This window comes from Arthrobacter sp. GmRoot5-12, assembly GCF_059739365.1.
Genome location: NZ_AP046056.1, coordinates 4164654 through 4184477 on the forward strand (window position 1 = coordinate 4164654; position 19824 = coordinate 4184477).

At 66.0% G+C, this 19824-nt stretch carries 17 protein-coding genes; 6 read left to right on the top strand and 11 right to left on the bottom strand.

Annotated elements, in window-relative coordinates; genetic code table 11:
- Positions 1–105: 105 nt before the first annotated feature.
- Entirely contained in the window at positions 106–1065 is a 960-nt protein-coding gene (locus tag AC6JAM_RS19355; protein WP_018772117.1) for a heme o synthase, read from the bottom strand.
- 519 nt (positions 1066–1584) lie between these two features.
- Between AC6JAM_RS19355 and tkt the strand changes: the two genes are divergently transcribed.
- Genes tkt through pgl form a run of 6 tightly spaced genes read left to right on the top strand, consistent with a single transcriptional unit; the run spans position 1585 to position 9804 of the window.
- The gene (gene tkt / locus AC6JAM_RS19360) at positions 1585–3702 is read left to right on the top strand and encodes a transketolase (protein WP_026266206.1); all 2118 of its coding nucleotides are present in this window, start codon (positions 1585–1587) and stop codon (positions 3700–3702) included.
- Positions 3703–3730: 28 nt separating this feature from the next.
- Positions 3731–4846 (top strand): transaldolase, encoded by a 1116-nt coding sequence (gene tal / locus AC6JAM_RS19365; RefSeq protein ID WP_018772119.1) that lies wholly within the window; start codon positions 3731–3733, stop codon positions 4844–4846.
- 5 nt (positions 4847–4851) lie between these two features.
- Entirely contained in the window at positions 4852–6483 is a 1632-nt protein-coding gene (locus tag AC6JAM_RS19370) for a phosphoglucose isomerase-related protein (protein ID WP_018772120.1), read from the top strand.
- Between the two features lie 15 nt (positions 6484–6498).
- The gene (gene zwf, locus AC6JAM_RS19375) at positions 6499–8058 is read left to right on the top strand and encodes a glucose-6-phosphate dehydrogenase (RefSeq protein ID WP_026266207.1); all 1560 of its coding nucleotides are present in this window, start codon (positions 6499–6501) and stop codon (positions 8056–8058) included.
- The gene (locus AC6JAM_RS19380) at positions 8055–8996 is read left to right on the top strand and encodes a glucose-6-phosphate dehydrogenase assembly protein OpcA (RefSeq protein WP_134165361.1); all 942 of its coding nucleotides are present in this window, start codon (positions 8055–8057) and stop codon (positions 8994–8996) included. The genes zwf and AC6JAM_RS19380 overlap by 4 nt, the downstream gene beginning before the upstream one ends.
- 37 nt (positions 8997–9033) lie before the next feature.
- On the top strand, positions 9034–9804 hold the full coding sequence (gene pgl, locus AC6JAM_RS19385) for a 6-phosphogluconolactonase (protein WP_263422505.1): 771 nt from the start codon (positions 9034–9036) through the stop codon (positions 9802–9804).
- On the opposite strand, the gene AC6JAM_RS19390 is transcribed toward pgl, so the two are convergent.
- The 10 genes from AC6JAM_RS19390 to uvrC form a co-directional block, all read right to left on the bottom strand.
- Entirely contained in the window at positions 9757–10152 is a 396-nt protein-coding gene (locus AC6JAM_RS19390; protein WP_026266190.1) for an RNA polymerase-binding protein RbpA, read from the bottom strand. The two genes, pgl and AC6JAM_RS19390, sit on opposite strands and share 48 nt — an antisense overlap.
- A 136-nt stretch (positions 10153–10288) precedes the next feature.
- Positions 10289–10546 carry a preprotein translocase subunit SecG gene (gene secG, locus AC6JAM_RS19395; RefSeq protein ID WP_018771976.1) on the bottom strand — a complete coding sequence of 86 codons (258 nt, stop codon included), beginning with the start codon at positions 10544–10546 and terminating at the stop codon, positions 10289–10291.
- A 48-nt stretch (positions 10547–10594) separates the two neighbouring features.
- The gene (tpiA, locus tag AC6JAM_RS19400) at positions 10595–11410 is read right to left on the bottom strand and encodes a triose-phosphate isomerase (RefSeq protein WP_223995071.1); all 816 of its coding nucleotides are present in this window, start codon (positions 11408–11410) and stop codon (positions 10595–10597) included.
- 123 nt (positions 11411–11533) lie between these two features.
- Positions 11534–12760: a phosphoglycerate kinase gene (locus AC6JAM_RS19405; protein WP_497935583.1), complete on the bottom strand. Its 1227-nt coding sequence runs from the start codon at positions 12758–12760 to the stop codon at positions 11534–11536.
- Between the two features lie 10 nt (positions 12761–12770).
- Positions 12771–13781, bottom strand: coding sequence for a type I glyceraldehyde-3-phosphate dehydrogenase (gap, locus tag AC6JAM_RS19410; protein ID WP_018771979.1), 1011 nt, complete (start codon positions 13779–13781; stop codon positions 12771–12773).
- A gap of 261 nt (positions 13782–14042) precedes the next feature.
- Entirely contained in the window at positions 14043–14669 is a 627-nt protein-coding gene (locus AC6JAM_RS19415) for a superoxide dismutase (RefSeq protein ID WP_018771980.1), read from the bottom strand.
- Between the two features lie 102 nt (positions 14670–14771).
- Positions 14772–15752 (bottom strand): DNA-binding protein WhiA, encoded by a 981-nt coding sequence (whiA, locus tag AC6JAM_RS19420; RefSeq protein WP_015937022.1) that lies wholly within the window; start codon positions 15750–15752, stop codon positions 14772–14774.
- Positions 15753–15761: 9 nt separating this feature from the next.
- On the bottom strand, positions 15762–16781 hold the full coding sequence (locus AC6JAM_RS19425) for a gluconeogenesis factor YvcK family protein (protein ID WP_497935586.1): 1020 nt from the start codon (positions 16779–16781) through the stop codon (positions 15762–15764).
- Entirely contained in the window at positions 16781–17704 is a 924-nt protein-coding gene (rapZ, locus tag AC6JAM_RS19430; RefSeq protein ID WP_018771982.1) for an RNase adapter RapZ, read from the bottom strand. Before rapZ ends, AC6JAM_RS19425 begins: the two co-directional genes overlap by 1 nt.
- 86 nt (positions 17705–17790) lie before the next feature.
- Positions 17791–19791, bottom strand: a complete 2001-nt coding sequence (uvrC, locus tag AC6JAM_RS19435) for an excinuclease ABC subunit UvrC (protein WP_223995069.1) — start codon at positions 19789–19791, stop codon at positions 17791–17793.
- Between the last annotated feature and the right edge of the window lie 33 nt (positions 19792–19824).

The window sequence follows — 19824 nt, forward strand, 5'->3', positions numbered from 1 at the left end:
GCGCAGCCTGCGCGGGTTAACGCAATCGGCGGCCCCCACCACTCAGGTGGGGGCCGCCGATGGGCTTGGGCCGGGGATGTGCGTCGGCGATCTGCGCCCCGGGGCCTAGCCGGCCATGATTGCATGCCCGACGAACGGGTCCACCGCCAGCGCGATGAACAACAGCGTCAGGTAGCTGATGGAGCCATGGAAGACCTTCATGGCGCGCTTGTCCGGGATGTCCTCGCTGTGGGCGCGCGAATACAGGGCATGGGATTCATAGAGGAACCACGCGCCGGCCAGGACTGCGGTTACGGTGTAGACCCAACCGGCCCCACCCGCAGGAATCATTAGCAGGGAGCAGGCCACCATGGCCCAGGCGTACAGGACCACCTGGACGGACACCACCTTGGCGCCGGCGATGGCACCGAGCATGGGGACGTTGGCGTTCCGGTAGTCCTCGCCGTAACGCATGGACAGGGGCCAGTAGTGTGGCGGGGTCCACAGGAAGATCACCATGAACAGGACGACCGCCGGCCACTCAACAGAGTTGGTGACGGCAGCCCACGCGATCAGCACCGGGAAGCAGCCTGCTGCACCGCCCCAGACAATGTTCTGCGCCGTGCGCCGCTTGAGGATCATGGTGTAGATGACCACGTAGAAGAAGATGGCACCCAGCCCCAGCCAGGCGGAAAGCGGATTGGCTCCGAACCAGAGGATCACGATCGAGGCGGCACCCAGCAGCCAGGAAAAGACCAGCGCCTCGCGCGGGGTGACTTCACCGGTGACCAGCGGCCTGTTCTCCGTGCGGTGCATCAGCTTGTCGATGTCGCGGTCGATGTAACAGTTGAAGGCCCCGGCGCTGCCCGCAGCGAAGGCACCGCCCACCAGCGTGGCGAGGATCAGTCCGATGGATGGGAAGCCCCGCTGGGCGTAAATCATGGTGGGCAGGGTGCTGACCAGCAGCAGTTCGATCACGCGCGGCTTGGTGAGGGCGAGATACGCCTTGGCCTTACGGGCAAACCCGGCGCCGGAGGCCCGGGATGCGTTCAGCGGCGTATCTGTTGTGCTCACGGTGGCAGTCACCCGTTCTGTGTGGCAGTTGAGGCTGGCAGTGCAGCTCCGGTCGTGCGGCCCGGACCCGGGCACGGCAAGAAGGGAGGAAATGCTTCAGGTGCGTGCAACAGTCGGGAAACCCCGGACGGCGATAGGGATGCACGCCCGGCGTTGGCCTCCGAATATCATACCGCGCCGCGGGCGCTGTCCCGGCCCCGCCATATGCGCAGATGATTGCTCACGGGCCCATTCGAGCAGATTAACTCAACCCTTCGTGACGGTGATTCACAAAAGGGGAAATTGCGTCCAAAACGTGAGATTTGGGCCGCCCGCAGAATGGATAAGAGCTAAGCTGTCAACAGATCAGCACGCAGCAAGAAAGCGGTGGAAAACGCATTCCCGCTGCTGTCCGTGACTGAATGCAAGGATCAACGTTTCGATGGTGAACGGCTGGTACACACCGCAGCAGGCGCCACGCAGTGCGCCCTTAAACGGAACCGGTGTACAGCCGCCATCAGCACAGAGAGGGGCCCGGTTTTCGTGCCACATTTGGAAGAGCAAGAACTGTCATGGACCAGCTTGGACCAGCGCGCCGTGGACACCATCCGCGTCCTGGCCGCCGATGCCGTAGAGAAGGTGGGCAACGGCCACCCCGGAACCGCCATGAGCCTGGCCCCCGCCGCTTACCTTCTTTTCCAGAAGCTGATGCGCCATGACCCGCGCGATCCGCAGTGGCTGGGCCGCGACCGGTTCGTCCTGTCCCCCGGCCACACCTCGCTGACCCTTTACATCCAGCTGTTCCTCTCCGGCTACGGCCTGGAACTGAAGGACCTGGAGGCGCTTCGCACGTGGGGTTCGCTGACCCCGGGACACCCGGAGTACAAGCACACCGCCGGCGTGGAGATCACTACCGGACCGCTGGGCCAGGGCCTGGCCTCCTCGGTTGGCTTCGCCTACTCCCAGCGCCGCCAGCGCGGCCTGTTCGATGCTGATGCCCCCGCCGGCGAATCGCCGTTCGACCACACCATCTGGGTCATTGCGTCCGACGGCGACCTCCAGGAAGGCGTCACGGCCGAGGCTTCCTCGCTCGCCGGCCACCAGGAACTCGGCAATCTCGTGGTCATCTACGACGAGAACCACATCTCCATCGAGGACGATACCGACATCGCCTTCACCGAAGATGTCCTGAAGCGCTATGAAGCCTACGGCTGGCACACCCAGCGGGTGGACTGGACCAAGACGGGCGAATACAAGGAAGATGTGCAGGAGCTGTACTCGGCCCTGCTCGCAGCGAAGGCTGAGACCTCCAAGCCCTCCATCATCTCCCTGCGCACCATCATCGGCTACCCGGCGCCCAAGAAGCAGAACACCGGCAAGATCCACGGCTCCGCCCTCGGCGCCGAGGAAGTCGCAGCGCTGAAGGAAGTCCTGGGCTTCGACCCGTCCAAGTCCTTCGATGTGGACCAGGAAGTCCTGGCCCACGCCCGCTCCGTAGTGGACCGTGGCGCCGCCGCCCGCAAGGAATGGGAAGAGTCCTTCAATGCCTGGCAGGCAGCCAACCCTGAAGGCGCGGCTCTGCTGCAGCGCATCGAGGCCAGGGAACTTCCCGAAGGCGTGGACGCTGCCCTTCCGGTCTTCCCGGCAGGCAAGGACGTTTCCACCCGCGCAGCATCGGGCAAGGTACTGAACGCGCTGGGCCCGGTACTGCCCGAACTCTGGGGCGGCTCCGCCGACCTCGCCGAGTCCAACAACACCACCATCGAGGGCTCGCCGTCCTTCGTGCCGGCCTCCAAGCAGACCGGTGCCTGGTCCGGCAACCCCTACGGCCGCGTGCTGCACTTCGGCATCCGCGAGCACGCTGCTGCCTCGATCGTGAACGGCATCAGCCTGGCGGGCAACACCCGCGCCTTCTCCGGCACCTTCCTGATCTTCAGCGACTACCAGCGCCCCGCCATCCGGCTCGGCGCGCTCATGGGTGTTCCGTCGCTGTACGTCTGGACCCACGACTCCATCGGCCTGGGCGAAGACGGCCCCACCCACCAGCCGGTGGAACAGCTCGCCTCGCTGCGTGCCATCGTTGGCCTGGACGTGGTCCGCCCCGGCGACGCCAACGAAGTGGCAGCTGCGTGGAAGACCATGCTCGAAAACCACAGCAACCCTGCCGGCATCGTCCTGACCCGCCAGAACATCCCCACTTGGGAACGTGGCGCGGGCGACGCCGACGGCGACACGTTCGCTTCCACCGCAGGTGTTGCAAAGGGCGGCTACGTCCTGGCCGAGGCCTCGAAGGACGGCGCCACGGTTCCGGCCGACGTGATCCTGATCGGCACCGGCTCCGAGGTCCAGTTGGCCGTCCAGGCGCGCGAAGCCCTCCAGGCCGAAGGCATCGCAGCCCGGGTTGTCTCCATGCCGTGCGTCGAGTGGTTCAAGAAGCAGGACGCCGCCTACCGCGAATCCGTCCTGCCCGCCGCCGTCAAGGCACGCGTTTCGGTGGAAGCAGGACTGGCCCTGGGCTGGCGGGAATTCGTCGGCGACGCCGGCCGTTCCGTGAGCCTTGAGCACTACGGCGCTTCCGCGGACTACAAGCGCCTCTTCCAGGAGTTCGGCATCACGGCAGAAGCAGTGGCTGCCGCAGCCAAGGACTCCATCTCCAGCCTCCAGGCCTGAAACCCTCATCTTTTAGGAGATACAAGAAATGACTACTCCCACCCAGCAGCTCTCCGACGCCGGAGTCTCCATCTGGCTCGACGACCTTTCCCGCGGACGCCTGCAGACCGGCACCCTCCGCAAGCTCATTGAAGAGAAGAATGTGGTCGGCGTGACCACCAACCCGTCCATCTTCCACGCAGCCATCACGTCCGGCACCGACTACGACCACATCATTGCCGGCAAGGCTGCAGAAGGCGCCAGCGTGGAGGACACGATCTTCGAGATCACCACCACCGACGTTGCCGATGCCTGCGACCTGTTTGCACCCGTGGCTGCTGCCACCAAGGGCGTTGACGGCCGCGTCTCCATCGAAGTCGACCCGCGCCTTGCCTGGGACACCGCAGGGACCATCGCCGAGGCCAAGCACCTCTCGCAGCGAGTCAACAAGGACAACGTCCTGATCAAGATCCCGGCAACCATCGAGGGCCTTGAAGCCATCACGGCAACACTGGCCGAGGGCATCAGCGTCAACGTGACCCTTATCTTCTCGCTGGAGCGGTACCGCGCGGTCATCAATGCATTCCAGTCCGGCCTGGAACAGGCCAAAGAGAACGGCCACGACCTTTCGAAGATCCACTCCGTTGCCTCGTTCTTCGTCTCCCGCGTGGACACGGAAATCGACAAGCGCCTCGACAAGATCGGCACCGACGAGGCAAAAGCCCTCAAGGGCAAGGCCGGCGTGGCCAACGCCCGCCTGGCCTACCAGGTCTACGAAGAGCTCTTCGCCACCGAACGGTGGGCGCTGCTGGCCGACGCCGGGGCTCTCCCCCAGCGCCCCCTGTGGGCTTCCACCGGTGTGAAGGATCCTGCTTACCCGGACACCCTTTACGTCACCGAACTCGTGGCCCGCGGCGTGGTGAACACCATGCCGGAAAAGACGCTGGATGCCACCTTCGACCACGGCGTGGTTACCGGTGACACCATCACCGGCACCTACGCCGAAGCAAACGCAACCCTCGACGCCCTTGAAAAGCTCGGGGTCTCCTACAACGACGTCGTGGCACTCCTTGAAACCGAAGGCCTGGACAAGTTCGTGGCCAGCTGGAAGGAACTGCTGGCCGACGTCGAAGGTGCCCTGGCCTCTGCACGGAAGGCTTCCTAACACCTATGAGCACTCTCAGCTTCGACGCCACCGGCGCTGCCCAGCACGCGCTTGAACAGCACCTTCCCGCCCTGGTGGAGGACCGGGTCGCCACGCGGATCTTCGCCAAGGACCACACCCTGTGGGGTCCGGACGCCGAATCGGAGTCGGCAATCCGCCTTGGGTGGGTGGAGGCGGCAACAGTCTCACAGCCTTTGGTCAAGGACATCCTGGAACTCCGCGACGCCCTGCGCGCGGAGGGAGTGAGCAGGATCGTGCTCTGCGGCATGGGCGGATCCTCGCTGGCCCCTGAGGTCATTGCTGGCACCGCCGGCGTCGAGCTGACAGTGCTGGACAGCACGGACCCGGACCAGGTCCGGGCTGCCCTGGCGGACCGGCTGGGCCAGACCGCAATCGTGGTCTCGTCCAAGTCCGGCTCCACCCTGGAGACCGACTCGCAGCGCCGGATTTTCGAGCAGGCCTTCACCGAGGCCGGCGTGGACGCCAAGAGCCGGATCATCATCGTGACGGACCCGGGTTCGCCGCTGGACAAGGCCTCCCGCGAAGCCGGCTACCGCGCCGTCTTCAACGCCGACCCCAACGTGGGCGGCCGCTACTCCGCGCTGACAGCGTTCGGCCTGGTTCCTTCCGGCCTGGCCGGCGTGGACATCCAGGCATTCCTGGACGAAGCCGAGGAAGCTGCCGAGATCCTCAACGACGACGCCCCTGAAAACATCGGGTTGGCACTGGGCGCCGCGCTGGGCGGAACCAGCCCGCTGCGGAACAAGGTCGTCATCGCCGAGGACGGCTCCGGCATCGTTGGCTTCGCGGACTGGGCTGAGCAGCTCATCGCCGAGTCCACGGGCAAGCTGGGAACCGGGATCCTGCCGGTCGTCGCGGGGCCGCAGGCCCCGGAGGTAACCTCCGGTGCCCCCGACGTCCTGGTGGTGCGGCTCGTCGCCGCGGATGCCGACGTCGAACCCGGTGACAACCAGGTGGCCATTGCCGGCGGCCTTGCCACCCAGATGATGGTGTGGGAGTTCGCCACCGCCGTTGCGGGGCGCCTGCTGGGGATCAACCCCTTCGACCAGCCCGACGTTGAGGCCGCCAAGGTGGCAGCGCGTGGGCTGCTGGACGCCCAGCCGGAGCCCACGCCTGCGGCATTCGTCGACGGCGCCATTGAGGTGCGCGGCGGGGACTGGCTCGGAAACGCCGCCACGGCGGAGGGCGCCGTCAAGGCCCTGCTGGGCACCCTGGCCGCGGACAGCTACCTGAGCGTCCAGGCGTACTTCGACCGGCTGGCGTTCGCCGGGCTGGAGGGTATCCGGGACGAACTTGCCGCCGCGACCGGCCGTCCGGTGACGTTCGGCTGGGGTCCGCGCTTCCTGCACTCCACCGGCCAGTTCCACAAGGGCGGTCCCGCCATTGGCGTGTTCCTCCAGGTCACCGCCACCCCCGCCGAGGATCTGGGGATCCCGGACCGGCCCTTCAGCTTTGGCGAACTCATCGCCGCACAGGCAGCAGGCGACGCCCAGGTCCTGGGTGGGCACGGACGTCCCGTGCTCCGCCTCCACCTCACCGACCGTGCCGCCGGCGTGGCGCAGCTGCAGGACATCGTCGCTGCCCTGTCCACCCGCGCATCCGCTACCGAAAGCTAAGGCGCAGAAGCAACCATGCCAGAAACTGAATACGGCAGGAAGGGCGCGGGCCGCGGGCGTAATCCGTTGCGCGATCCGCGTGACCGCCGTTTGAACCGGATTGCCGGTCCGTCGTCGTTGGTACTCTTTGGGGTCACGGGTGATTTGGCCCGGAAGAAGCTCATGCCTGCGGTGTATGACCTTGCCAACCGTGGGCTGTTGCCGCCGAGTTTCGCGCTGGTGGGTTTTGCCCGCCGGGAGTGGGACAAGGAAGATTTCGCCGCCGAGGTGAAGGCCTCGGTGCAGGCCCATGCGCGGACGCCGTTCGATGAGGCCGTGTGGAACCAGTTGTCCGAGGGCATCCGGTTTGTCCAGGGCGAGTTCGACGACGACGCGGCCTTTGAGCGCCTTGGTGAGACCATCAAGGAACTCGACGACGTCCGGGGCACCCGGGGGAACCACGCGTTCTACTTGTCGATCCCGCCCAAGGCATTCGAGCAGGTCTGCCGGCAGCTCTCCAAGCACGGCCTGGCGCAGGCCGAGGGGGACAAATGGCGGCGCGTGGTGATCGAAAAGCCGTTCGGTCACGACCTGCAGTCGGCCAGGCAGTTGAACGACATCGTCGAATCGGTGTTCCCGCCGGACGCGGTGTTCCGGATTGACCATTACCTGGGCAAGGAAACGGTGCAGAACATCCTGGCGCTGCGTTTCGCGAACCAGTTGTTCGAGCCGTTGTGGAACGCCAACTACGTGGACCATGTCCAGATCACCATGGCCGAGGACATCGGCACCGGCGGCCGGGCAGGATATTACGACGGCGTGGGCGCGGCCCGCGACGTGATCCAGAACCACCTGCTGCAGCTGCTCGCTTTGACGGCGATGGAGGAGCCGATCTCCTTCAACGCCGATGACCTGCGGGCAGAGAAGGAAAAAGTCCTCGCCGCGGTCAAGCTCCCGGACGACCTGTCCACGCACTCGGCCCGCGGGCAGTTCACCGGCGGCTGGCAGGGCGGCGAGCAGGTCCAGGGCTACCTGGAGGAAGAAGGCATCCCCGCCGATTCCACCACCGAAACCTACGCCGCTGTCCGGGTGGACATCCACACCCGCCGCTGGTCCGGAGTGCCGTTCTACCTGCGGGCCGGCAAGCGCCTGGGCCGGCGCGTGACCGAAATCGCGGTGGTCTTCAAGCGCGCCCCGAACCTGTTGTTCCGTGACCACGGGGAGGATGACTTCGGGCAGAACGCCGTGGTGATCCGGGTCCAGCCCGATGAGGGCGTGACCATCCGGTTCGGTTCCAAGGTCCCGGGCACGCAGATGGAAGTCCGCGACGTGACCATGGACTTCGGCTACGGGCACTCGTTCACGGAGTCCTCGCCGGAGGCGTACGAGCGGCTGATCCTGGACGTGCTTCTGGGTGAGCCGCCGCTGTTCCCGCGGCATGAGGAAGTGGAGCTGTCCTGGAAGATCCTTGACCCGTTCGAGGAATACTGGGCGTCCCTGAGTGAGCAGCCCGAACCCTACGCCCCCGGTTCCTGGGGCCCCGCCTCGGCCGATGAGCTGCTGGCCCGTGACGGACGAACCTGGAGAAGGCCATGATCGTTAACCTGCCCGACACCACCACCTCGAAGGTGTCCAAGAAACTCATGGCCCTGCGCGAGCAGGGCGGCGTGATCGCGCTGGGCCGGGTCCTGACCCTGGTGGTCGTGACCAAGTCCGGACTCGAGGAAGAAGCGATCGAGGCCGCGAACGACGCCAGCCGGGAACACCCCTGCCGGATCATCGTCCTCGCCGACGCCGGGAAGGACGCCGAAGACCGGCTCGACGCGCAGATCCGGGTCGGCGGGGACGCCGGCGCCTCGGAAGTGATCGTGCTGCGCGGCTACGGCCAACTGGCCCACGAGTCCGAGTCCCTGGTGGCCGCGCTGCTGCTTCCGGACGCCCCAATCGTGGCCTGGTGGCCGCACGGCGCCCCCGCGAACGCGTGCGAGACCTCCATCGGCGCGATCGCGCACCGCAGGATCACCGACTCCGCGAACGAACCCGACCCCCAGGCCGCACTGGAACGGATCCACCGCACCTACAAGGCCGGCGACACCGACCTCGCCTGGACCCGGCTGACCAACTGGCGGATCCAGCTCGCGGCAGCCCTGGACGAAGTGGACTCCTCACCGGTCACGGCCGTCGCGGTCGAAGGTGCCTCGGACTCACCCTCCACCATCCTGCTGGCAGCCTGGCTCACCCTGACCTTGGACGCACCCGTGACCATCGTGGCGGACCCGGCAGGGACCGGCATCCGCCGCGTCCGCCTCAGCCGCCCCGGCGGCGACGTCCAGCTCTTCCGCCCCGGACTTTCCGTCGCCGAACTCACCCAACCCGGCCAACCCGCCCAACGGATCTCCCTCCCACGCCGCAGCCTCCGCGACTGCCTCGCCGAAGAACTCCGCCGCCTCGACCCGGACGAAGTCTTCGGGGAAGTGATTACTATGGGACTGCCACGTACCAATCTAAGGAGCGTCCGACCCAGTGAGCGTTGACCCACGAGTAAGCATCCATCCAGATTCGTCCGTCCTCATGGCCGCCATCGCGGCCCGCCTGATCACCAAGCTCGTTGATGTGCAGGACAAGTACGGCGAAGCCACCGTGGTGCTCACCGGGGGAACCGTGGGGATCGGCACGCTGAAGGCGGTTGCGGACTCACCGGCAGCGCCCGCCGTCGACTGGTCCAAGGTCAACTTCTGGTGGGGCGACGAACGATTCGTCGGGTCTGCCGATCCTGAGCGGAATACCAGGCAGGCGTTCGACGCACTGCTGTCCCACATCCCCGTCGATCCGGACCGGGTGCACTCCCCTGGTTCTTCGGATGAGTTCGGCACTCCGGAGGAAGCCGCCGAGGACTACGCCCGCCAGCTGCGGGAAGCCGCAGCAGACGAACACGCGGCCGACATGTCCGACGACCGGCCGGAGGAGCCGTCCTCGCTCCCCCGGCTGGACGTGGTGCTGCTCGGGGTGGGGCCCGACGCACACATCGCATCGCTGTTTCCGGAACAGGCCGGCATCCGCGAAAAGGAGCGCACGGTGGTGGGTGTCAGGAACTCCCCCAAGCCGCCGCCGCTGCGGATCTCGCTGACCCTTCCCGCCATCAATACGGCGGCGGAGGTTTGGATGGTTGTGGCCGGTGAGGACAAGGCAGGAGCTGTGGGGCTGGCCCTGGCCGGGGCCAACCCTGTGCAGGTACCGGCGTCCGGCCCCCGTGGAACGTCCCGTACCCTGTGGTTGATTGACGAGAATGCAGCCTCACGTGTCCCGCAGCAGTTGGTCCGGAAGGACGCCGCGGGCGCGTAGCTTTTCCAGCGCTCCGGCCAGGACGTCTTCGGCGTCCTGGGCGGAGCGCCGTTCTTTAACGTATTCCAGGTGGCTCTTGTAGCCGTCGTCGAAAGGGTCGTCAGCAGCCGCGGCCCGTCCGTCCCTGGTGGCGGGTCCGCCACAACGCCTGCAGTCCCACGTCGCGGGAATCTGGTCCTCGGGCATCTTCAGGAACACGGGCTGCGTCTCATGCCCCCTGGCACACCAATAGGACACCCGGATACGGGGAAGAGGGCGCGGGGACGAGTCGTTGGACTGCAGGCTCGACCCGGACCCTGCAGTAACCCCGGCGCGGGTGCCCCGGAAGCCTGATGACGGATGGACCATTACGACTCCTGCCTCGAAGCGGACGCCGGGGACCTGCAGCTTAAACAAGACTGTGGCCGCCGGGTGAACCGACAGCCACAGTCTAATTGGCAGGCCTACCGGGCGGCAGGGCCTAAAGGACCTTGTACAGCAGGGGTCAGGAATCCCCGGTCCCGCTGAACCGCATGATCAGGCCAAGGGCGATGATCACCACGCCCCACGTCACGCCCAGGATGATGGTGAAGCGGTTGAGGTTCCGTTCTGCCACGCCTGAAGAGCTGAGGCCCGAGCTCATGCCGCCGCCGAACATGTCGGACAACCCGCCGCCGCGTCCCTTGTGCAGGAGGATCAGCAGAGTCAGCAGGAGGCTGGTGATGCCCAGGAGGATCTGCAGAATGACATGAAGAACGTCCACGACGGCCTTTCAGAAGTTGGGATTGCGCGAGTTTTCGCTGGCTGGGGACTAGTCCGCGACCAGGTGGCTCTCGAACCTGACAATATTAGCAAACTCGGCGGGGTCGAGGCTTGCGCCTCCCACCAGCAGGCCGTCCACGTCGCGTTCCTGCAGGATCGCTGCCGCGTTGTTGGCCTTTACCGAACCGCCGTAGAGAAGGCGGGTCTTGCCGGCTGTCCCGGCACCGAACAGCGATTCCAGCTCGGCGCGGATGGCGGCGCACATTTCCTGTGCGTCCTCCGGTCCTGCCACTTCACCGGTGCCGATGGCCCAGACGGGCTCGTAGGCCACCACCAGTTCGGCGGCCTGTTCGGCCGTCAGGCCGGACACTCCGGCACGGAGCTGCTGCAGCGTGTGGTCGACGTGGGTTCCGGCCTGGCGGATCTCAAGGCCTTCGCCGACGCAGAGGACCGGGGTGACCCCGTGCCTGAAGGCGGCCTTGACCTTGGCGTTGAGGACGTCATCGGTTTCGTTGTGGATGGTGCGGCGTTCGCTATGGCCCACCAGGACGTACTTGCAGCCGAGCTTGTTCAGGAACTGCCCGGAAATGTCGCCGGTGTAGGCTCCTGAATCGAACTGGGACAGGTCCTGGCCGCCGTAGGCGACCTGCAGGTCGTCGCCCTGGACCAGGGTCTGGACACCGCGGAGGTCCGTGAACGGCGGGAAGACGGCCACCTCGACGCGGCTGTAGTCGTGCTTGGCGTCGGAGAGGGTCCAGGCCAGCTTCTGCAGGAGCGTGATGCCCTGGACGTGGTCCATGTTCATTTTCCAGTTGCCCGCGATGAAGGGCTTGCGGTCGAAAGCGCCGTTCGTTGACGTAGTCACGTAATCTCCAAAAAGTTCTTGATATGTGTGCGGCCGGCAGGCTGCCGCGGGCAACCTGCCGGCCGGAGGACTGCGAAGTCCGTTTACTGCTGGGAAAGCAGCGGTGGTTCTACCGGCCTGGCCCTACCGGTCCAGGACGCTGAGGCCGGGGAGTTCCTTGCCTTCAAGGTATTCCAGGCTGGCGCCGCCGCCAGTGGAAATGTGTCCGAACTGGTCATCACTGAAACCCAGCGTGCGCACAGCGGCAGCGGAGTCCCCTCCGCCCACCACGGTGAACCCGCCGGTTTCGGTGAGGGCCTGGGCGATTGCACGGGTGCCGGCCGAGAATGCCTCGAATTCGAAGACACCCATGGGGCCGTTCCAAAAGACTGTCCGCGCGCCCTTGATCCGTTCGGAGAAGGCAGCCGCTGTATCCGGCCCAATGTCCAGGCCGATGCCCTGGGCGCCGAAGCTGCTGCCTTCAATGGCGTCGGCTGCCACGGTCTCGTGCCTGGCGTCGGCGGCGAACTTCTCTGCCACCACAACGTCCGTGGGGACAACGAATTCCGTGCCGGCATCGGCCGCGCGCTTCAGGTAGTCCTTGACGACGGTGATCTGGTCCTCCTCAAGGAGGCTGGAGCCAACCTTGTGGCCTGCTGCCGCCAGGAACGTGAAGAGCATGCCGCCGCCCACCAGGATGGTGTCAGCCTTGCCGATCAGGTTGTCGATGACCGCGAGCTTGTCCGAGACCTTGGAGCCGCCGAGCACCACCACATAGGGGCGCTGGGTGTCGGTGGTCAGCTTTCGGAGGACTTCCACTTCGGTGTGCACCAGGTCGCCCTGGTATGACGGAAGCCGGGTGGCGACGTCATAGACACTGGCATGCTTGCGGTGGACGGCGCCGAAGGCGTCATCCACGTAGGCGCCGGTGCCGCCGGTGAGCGCCACGAGCTCATCCGCGAAGGCTCCGCGTTCAGCGTCGTCCTTGCTGGTTTCGCGGGCGTCGAAGCGGACGTTCTCGAGGACCAGCGCTTCACCGTCCTGCAGTGACGCGGCGGCTGCCTTGGCGGCATCGCCGACGGTGTCGGCTGCAAGGGTGACCTTGAAGCCTGCCAGTTCGGCGAGGCGGTCCACTGCGGGGCGGAGGGAGTACTTGTCTTCCGGGGCGCCCTTGGGGCGTCCGAGGTGGGCTGTTACCAGCACGCGGGCACCGGCGTCCGTGAGCTTTTGCAGCACTGGCAGGGAGGCCTTGATACGGCCATCATCAGTGACTGTAGAGCCGTCGAGCGGCACATTCAGGTCACTTCGAACCAGAATGTACCGCCCGCGGACACCTTCAGCGATCAGTTCGTTGAGGGTGTGAGATGTCATGTGTCTAACCCTAGCCCAGCTTGGATGCGACAAGCTCCGTAAGGTCTACGAGGCGGTTGGAGTAGCCCCATTCGTTGTCATACCAGGAAACAACCTTGACCTGGTTGCCGATGACCTTGGTCAGGCCGGAGTCGAAGATGGAGGATGCGGGGTCGCCGACGATGTCGGAGGACACGATGGGCTCGTCCGTGTAGGTCAGGAAGCCCTGCAGTTCCTCGGATTCGGCGGCGCGCTTGAGGGCTGCGTTGACTTCCTCCACGGTGGTCTCGCGGGAGACGGTGACGGTGAGGTCGGTGGCCGAGCCGGTGGGCACGGGAACGCGGATGGCGTAGCCGTCCAGCTTGCCCTTCAGCTCAGGCAGGACCAGGCCGATGGCCTTGGCGGCGCCGGTGGAAGTGGGGACCATGTTGATGGCGGCAGCGCGGGCGCGGCGCAGGTCCTTGTGCGGGCCGTCCTGCAGGTTCTGGTCTGCGGTGTAGGCGTGGACGGTGGTCATCAGGCCGCGTTCGATGCCGAATTCGTCGTTGACCACCTTGGCCAGCGGGCCGAGGCAGTTGGTGGTGCAGGAGGCGTTGGAGATGATGTGGTGCGTGGCGTTGTCGTACAGGTTGTGGTTCACGCCCATCACGATGGTGATGTCCTCGTCCGAGGCGGGAGCGGAGATCAGGACCTTCTTGGCGCCGGCATCGATGTGCTTCCGGGCATCGGCGGCCTTGGTGAAGAAGCCGGTGGACTCGATGACGATGTCCACTCCCAGTTCGCCCCAGGGGAGGTTGGCGGGGTCGCGCTCAGCCAGTACCTTGACGACGTTGCCGTTGACGACGATGTTGCCGTCCTTGACCTCAATGGTTTCCTTCAGGCGGCCGCCCACGGAGTCGTACTTGAACAGGTGGGCCAGGGCTTCGGGGCTGGTGAGGTCGTTGACTGCAACGATCTCCAGGTCGGCGCCCTGTGCCAGGGCTGCGCGGAAGTAGTTGCGGCCAATACGGCCAAAGCCGTTGATACCAATACGGGTCGTCACTTTTTCAGTCTCCTTGGTGCTTTCAGAAGCACAACTAGTTGAGCGGGCTATCAAGCCAACTAACAGATCCCGCACGCCATTGGGCAGAGATGATTTACAAACGGAGGGCGACCAGCCTCATTGCTGAAGGCTAACCGCCTTCCGTGACCTATCTTACGTTTAACTGGGTCCGCCCCCGCAAGTGCGGGGGCGGACGGTCCACATTGCGGGTGGTTTAAGTCCGAATGTGAAGTTTGTTACAGCAGGGTATGGTGCCCCCCACTACGGGAGGGTGATGAGTCCCGTGGCGTTGGTGCGTGCTGCCTCGAAACGCTTGGCAACGTCCGCCCAGTTGACGATGTTCCAGAAGGCCTTGACGTAGTCGGCCTTCACGTTGACGTAGTCCAGGTAGAAGGCGTGCTCCCACATGTCCAGCATCAGCAGCGGGGTGGTTCCCAGTGCCGTGTTGCCCTGCTGGTCGTACAGCTGCTCGATGACGAGGTTTCCGCCGATGGGCTCGTAGGCGAGGAAGCCCCAGCCCGATCCCTGGAGGCCCAGGGCAGCAGCGGAGAACTGTGCACGGAAGGCATCGAAGGAGCCGAAGGCGTCATCGATCGCGGCAGCCAGCTCACCCTCGGGCTTGTCGCCGCCGTCCGGGGAGAGGTTCTTCCAGAACACGGAGTGGTTGATGTGGCCGCCGGTGTGGAACGCGAGGTCCTTGGAAAGCCGGTTGATGTTGGCGAAGTCGCCCTTTTCGCGCGCCTCGGCCAACTGGGCGAGGGCGTTGTTGGCGCCTGCCACGTAGGCGGCGTGGTGCTTGCTGTGGTGCAGTTCCATGATCCGCGCGGAAATGTGCGGTTCGAGGGCGGCGTAGTCGTAGCTGAGTTCCGGCAATACGTACTCGGTCACAAAATCCTCCAATATCGTGGACCCGTCAGGCCCGGTTGGTAACTCTCGGATTGTGCATCCGGGCAGCTGGTGCCCGGAATTATTTTTGATTCTATGGGGCGGTTACTCGTCCAGCATTTCGGGCGTCACATTGGCGTCCGTTCCGGGAATGCCCAGGTCAAGGGCGCGCTTGTCCGCCATGGCCAGCAGCCGGCGGATCCTGCCGGCAATAGCATCCTTGGTCATGACGGGGTCGGCCAGGCGGCCCAGCTCGTCCAGGCTGGCCTGCTTGTGCGCCACCCGCAGTTCGCCTGCGTACTTCAGGTGGTCCGGAACGTCGTCGCCGAGGATTTCCAGTGCCCGGTCCACCCTTGCCCCTGCCGCCACCGCTGCCTGTGCGGAACGGCGCAGGTTGGCGTCGTCGAAGTTGGCGAGGCGGTTGGCGGTTGCCCTGACCTCCTTGCGCATGCGGCGCTCCTCCCAGACCATCAGGGCGTCGTGGGCTCCCATGCGGGTCAGGAGTGCGGCGATGGTGTCACCGTCGCGGATCACCACCCGGTCCACTCCCCTGACTTCCCTGGCCTTGGCCTGGATGTCCAGGCGGCGGGCCGCGCCCACCAGGGCCAGGGCGGATTCGGGCCCCGGGCAGGTGACCTCCAGCGATGATGACCGGCCGGGCTCCGTGAGGGAGCCGTGGGCCAGGAAGGCCCCGCGCCAGACGGCCTCGGCGTCCGCCGCGGAACCGTTCACGACGGCGGACGGCAGGCCGCGCACGGGGCGTCCGCGTCCGTCCAGGAGGCCGGTCTGGCGTGCCAGCGCCTCGCCGTCACGGACCACGCGGACCACGTAGCGGCTGGCGCGCCGGAGTCCGCCGGCGGAAACGACGATGATTTCGCTTTGGTGTCCGTAGACCTCTGCGATGGCGGCACGGAGCCTGCGCGCCGTCGAGGCCAGGTCCACTTCCGCCTCGATGACGATCCGGCCGGAGATGATGTGCAGTCCCCCGGCAAACCGGAGCATGGCGGAAACCTCAGCCTTGCGCACTGATGACTTCTTGATGTCCAGACGGGACAGTTCTTCCTTGACTGATGCTGTCAGTGCCATGGCACCTTCCTAACTGTTCCCAAAAATGTCCTGGTACGCCGTCGCCAGCCGCAGCGGCTCGTGGACAGGGCGGCGTCCCGACGCCCCTACTTTACCCAAGACCACCTCTGCGCCGATCATGCCGGCGGCCTTCTCGAACTCCCGGCGGTCCGGTATGGAGGTGGGATCGGCCAGGACCACGTCCACGCTGAACTCCGGCGCGTAGCGCCGCAGGACGTGGAGATGGTCCGCCGCCGTCATGCCCGTGGTTTCCTTGGTGTCCGTGGCAAGGTTCATGGTCAGGCAGCGTTTGGCGGGGGTGCTGCAGAGGGCCTGGCGCATCTCCGGCAGGAGCAGGTGCGGCAGGACGGACGTGTACCAGGAGCCCGGACCCAGGACCACCCAGTCCGCCAGTTCGATGGCCGTCAGGGCGTCCGTGCAGGCCGGCGCCGCTTTCGGCAGGAGGCGGACCTCCTCGAGTGAGCCTGCCACGGCACAGCGGGCCTGGCCGTGGATGGTTTGCAGCGCGGTTGAGCCGTCAGGTGCGGTCACGCGCACATCACCTTCAATGGTGAGTGGCACGGTGGACATGGGCAGGACCTGGCCGCGGGCGCCCAGCAGGGCACCCGCCCATTTGAGCCCTGCGACGGTGTCCCCCAGCAGTTCCCAGAGCGTGACGATCAGCAGGTTCCCCATGGCGTGCTCGTCCAGCGATCCGCCGGGTCCCTTTGCGGCGCGGAACCGGTGCTGCATGACATCGCGCCAGGTACGGCCCCAGTCGGTGTCGTCGCAGAGCGCAGACAGCGCCATGCGGAGGTCTCCCGGCGGAAGGACACCGTACTCCTCGCGCAGACGCCCCGACGACCCGCCGTCGTCCGCCACTGTGACCACCGCGGTGAGTTCGGAGGTGAGCAGGCGGAGCGCGGACAGCGAGGCCGCAAGGCCGTGGCCGCCGCCCAGGGCCACCACGTTGGGGCCCTTGTCCTGCTGGCTAGAGCCCTTGCCGGCGGCAGGTGGCACCAGGGGCAGTGCTCCGGTGAAAAGTGCCATTATTCGCGGCCCAGATCCCGGTGCGCGGTGGTCACCGTGACCCGGGGGTACTGCGCAAGTTTCTTGGAAAGTTCCACGGCGACCGCAACGGAGCGGTGCTTGCCGCCCGTACAGCCGACGGCGATGGTGGCGTAGTGCTTGTTCTCCCTGCGGTAGCCCTCCAGGACGGGTTCGAGTGCCAGGACATACCGGTCCACGAAGTTCTTGACGCCTTCGGCCTCGAGCACGTAGTCGCTGACGTCCTTGTCCAGGCCCGTCAGCGGGCGCAGCTGCGGTACCCAGTGCGGGTTGGGGATGAACCTGACATCGGCCACATAGTTGGCGTCCACCGGCAGGCCGTACTTGAAGCCAAAGCTCATGACATTCAGCCGAAGCGCCACCGGACCGGTTTCGCTGAACAGTTCGGTGATGGCGGTGGCCAGCCCGTGGACGTTGTAGTTGGAGGTGTCGAGGACGACGTCGGAGCTGTCGCGCAGTTCCTGCAGCAGCTCACGTTCGGCAGCGATGCCGTCCAGGATCCGTCCGCCGCCCTGCAGCGGATGGGGCCGCCGCCCCTGTTCGAACCGCCGGACCAGGACGTTGTCGCTGGCGTCGAGGAACAGGACGCGGAAGGTGACACCGCTCGCGGCGAGTGCGCCCAGGGCTGCGCGGATGTCCGCGAAAAGGCCCTTGCTGCGGACGTCGATCACCACTGCCAGCCGGGGGATGGACTGCGGGGCGTGCGAAACAAGCTCCGCCAGCGTGCCCAGCATCTGGGGCGGGAGGTTCTCCACGACATACCAGCCATGGTCCTCCAGGGCGTCCGCGGCGGTGCTCCGCCCGGCGCCGGACATTCCGGTGACCACCAGCAGTTCCGCTTCGAGCGGTTTGACGGGCTCCAGCCCGTCCTGATCCGCTCCGGATCCCGCCGTCGTGTCTGCCATGAAGCCTGCCCCGTTTCCTCGTTGTCCACCGGCAGCCGTGATGGCACTGCCCGTCCTTTACCCTAGCTAAATTTCCGGGAACTCCGCTAAGTCTCGATGATTTCGCCGGTGGTCATGTTGATCGCGGGCACGGCAACGGCCTCGGGCCCGTCAGCGGCGAAGTGGTTCACGATGGCGCTGGCGAGTGCCGGACCAATCCCCTTTGCCTGCGAAAGCTCTTCCACGGTTGCGGCCTTCACGCCCTTGACCGATCCAAAGTGGGCCAGCAGGGCCTTGCGCTTGGAGGCGCCCAGGCCCGGAACAGCGTCCAGCGCGGACACGGTCATGGCCTTGCCGCGCTTTTGCCGGTGGAAGGTGATGGCGAAGCGGTGCGCCTCGTCACGGATCCGCTGGAGCAGGTACAGGCCCTGGGAGGTCCGGGGCAGGATGACGGGAAAGTCGCTGTCCGGAAGCCACACCTCCTCCAGCCGCTTGGCCAGGCCCACCACGTAGACGTCGTCGATGCCCAGGTCCTTCAGGGCGCGGGCCGCTGCGTTCACCTGTGGCTGCCCGCCGTCCACCACCACCAGGTTGGGCGGGTAGGCGAACCTGGCCTTGGGGGCAGGAGTGGTGGTGTCCAGCACGGCGCTGTCCGCGTCCGGTTCCAGGCCGTCGGATGCCAGGACGGATTCGTCCACCTGCGCGGACTTGTCCTGCAGGTAGTGCCGGAACCGCCGGGTCAGGACATCATGCATGGCCGCCGTGTCATCGGCGGCCGCGGGGCCGGTAATGGAGAACTTGCGGTAGTCCGACTTCTTGGGCAGCCCGTCCTCCACCACCACCATGGATGCCACCACGTTGGTGCCCTGGACATGGGAGACGTCGAAGCATTCGATCCGGAGCAGGGGCACGGGCAGGTCCAGTGCCTCCTGGAGTTCCTGGAGGGCCTGGGACCTGACGGTGAGGTCCCCGGCGCGCCGCGTCTTGTGCAGCTTCAGCGCGTGCTCGGCATTCTCGCGGACGGTGGACATCAGCGCCGCCTTGTCTCCGCGCTGCGGCATCCGGATGTCCACCTTGGCGCCACGGATGCCGCCCAGCCATTTGGCAAGGTCCTCCGCGTTGCTGGGCGCCACGGGCACCAGGACTTCGCGCGGCAGCCGGCCATGGGTGTCGCCGTCCTCGCCGTAGACCTGCTGGAGCAGGTGCTCCACCAGGTCCGGAGTGGTGAAATCCTCCACCTTTTCCACCACCCAGCCGCGCTGGCCGCGGATCCTGCCGCCGCGGACGTGGAACACCTGGACGGCGGCTTCCAGCTCATCCTCATGCAGGGCGAAGACGTCTGCATCCGTGTCCTCGGACAGCACCACGGCGTTCCGTTCGAAGACCTTGCGCAGGGCCGTGATGTCGTCGCGGAGCCGGGCGGCGTGCTCATAGTCCAGCTTCGCCACGGCGTCGGCCATCTGCTTTTCCAGCTTGTTGATGAACCGCTTGGCCTCGCCTCCCATGAAGGCGCAGAAATCCTCGGCAAGTGCCTTGTGGTCCTCCGGCGAGATCCGGCCCACGCAGGGCGCGGAGCACTTGTCGATGTATCCCAGCAGGCACGGCCGCCCGCTGGCCTCCGCCCGCTTGAAGACGCCGGCGCTGCAGCTCCGGACCTGGAAGACGCGGAGCAGGGTGTCCATGGTCTCGCGGATGGCCCCGGCGGTGTACGGGCCGAAGTAGCGGGTCCCCTTCCGCTTGTCCCCCCGCATGACTTGTACCCGGGGGTACTTTTCGTTCATGGTCACGGCGAGGTAGGGATAGGTCTTGTCGTCCCGGAACACCACATTGAACCGGGGCTTGAATTCCTTGATCCAGGTGTATTCCAGCTGCAGCGACTCGAGTTCGCTGCCAACGACCGTCCACTCGACGCTGCTGGCCGCGTGCACCATGGCATAGGTCTTGGGCAGCAGTCCGGCCGGGTTGGCGAAATACGAGTTCAGCCTGGACCGCAGGCTTTTCGCCTTGCCCACATAGATGACCCGGCCGTGCGGATCACGGAACCGGTATACGCCCGGGTTGGTGGGGATTTCACCGGTTTTGGGCCGGTAACTTGCTGGATTTGCCACCTATCAAGTCTACTGAGTCGCGCCGGGTCTCCC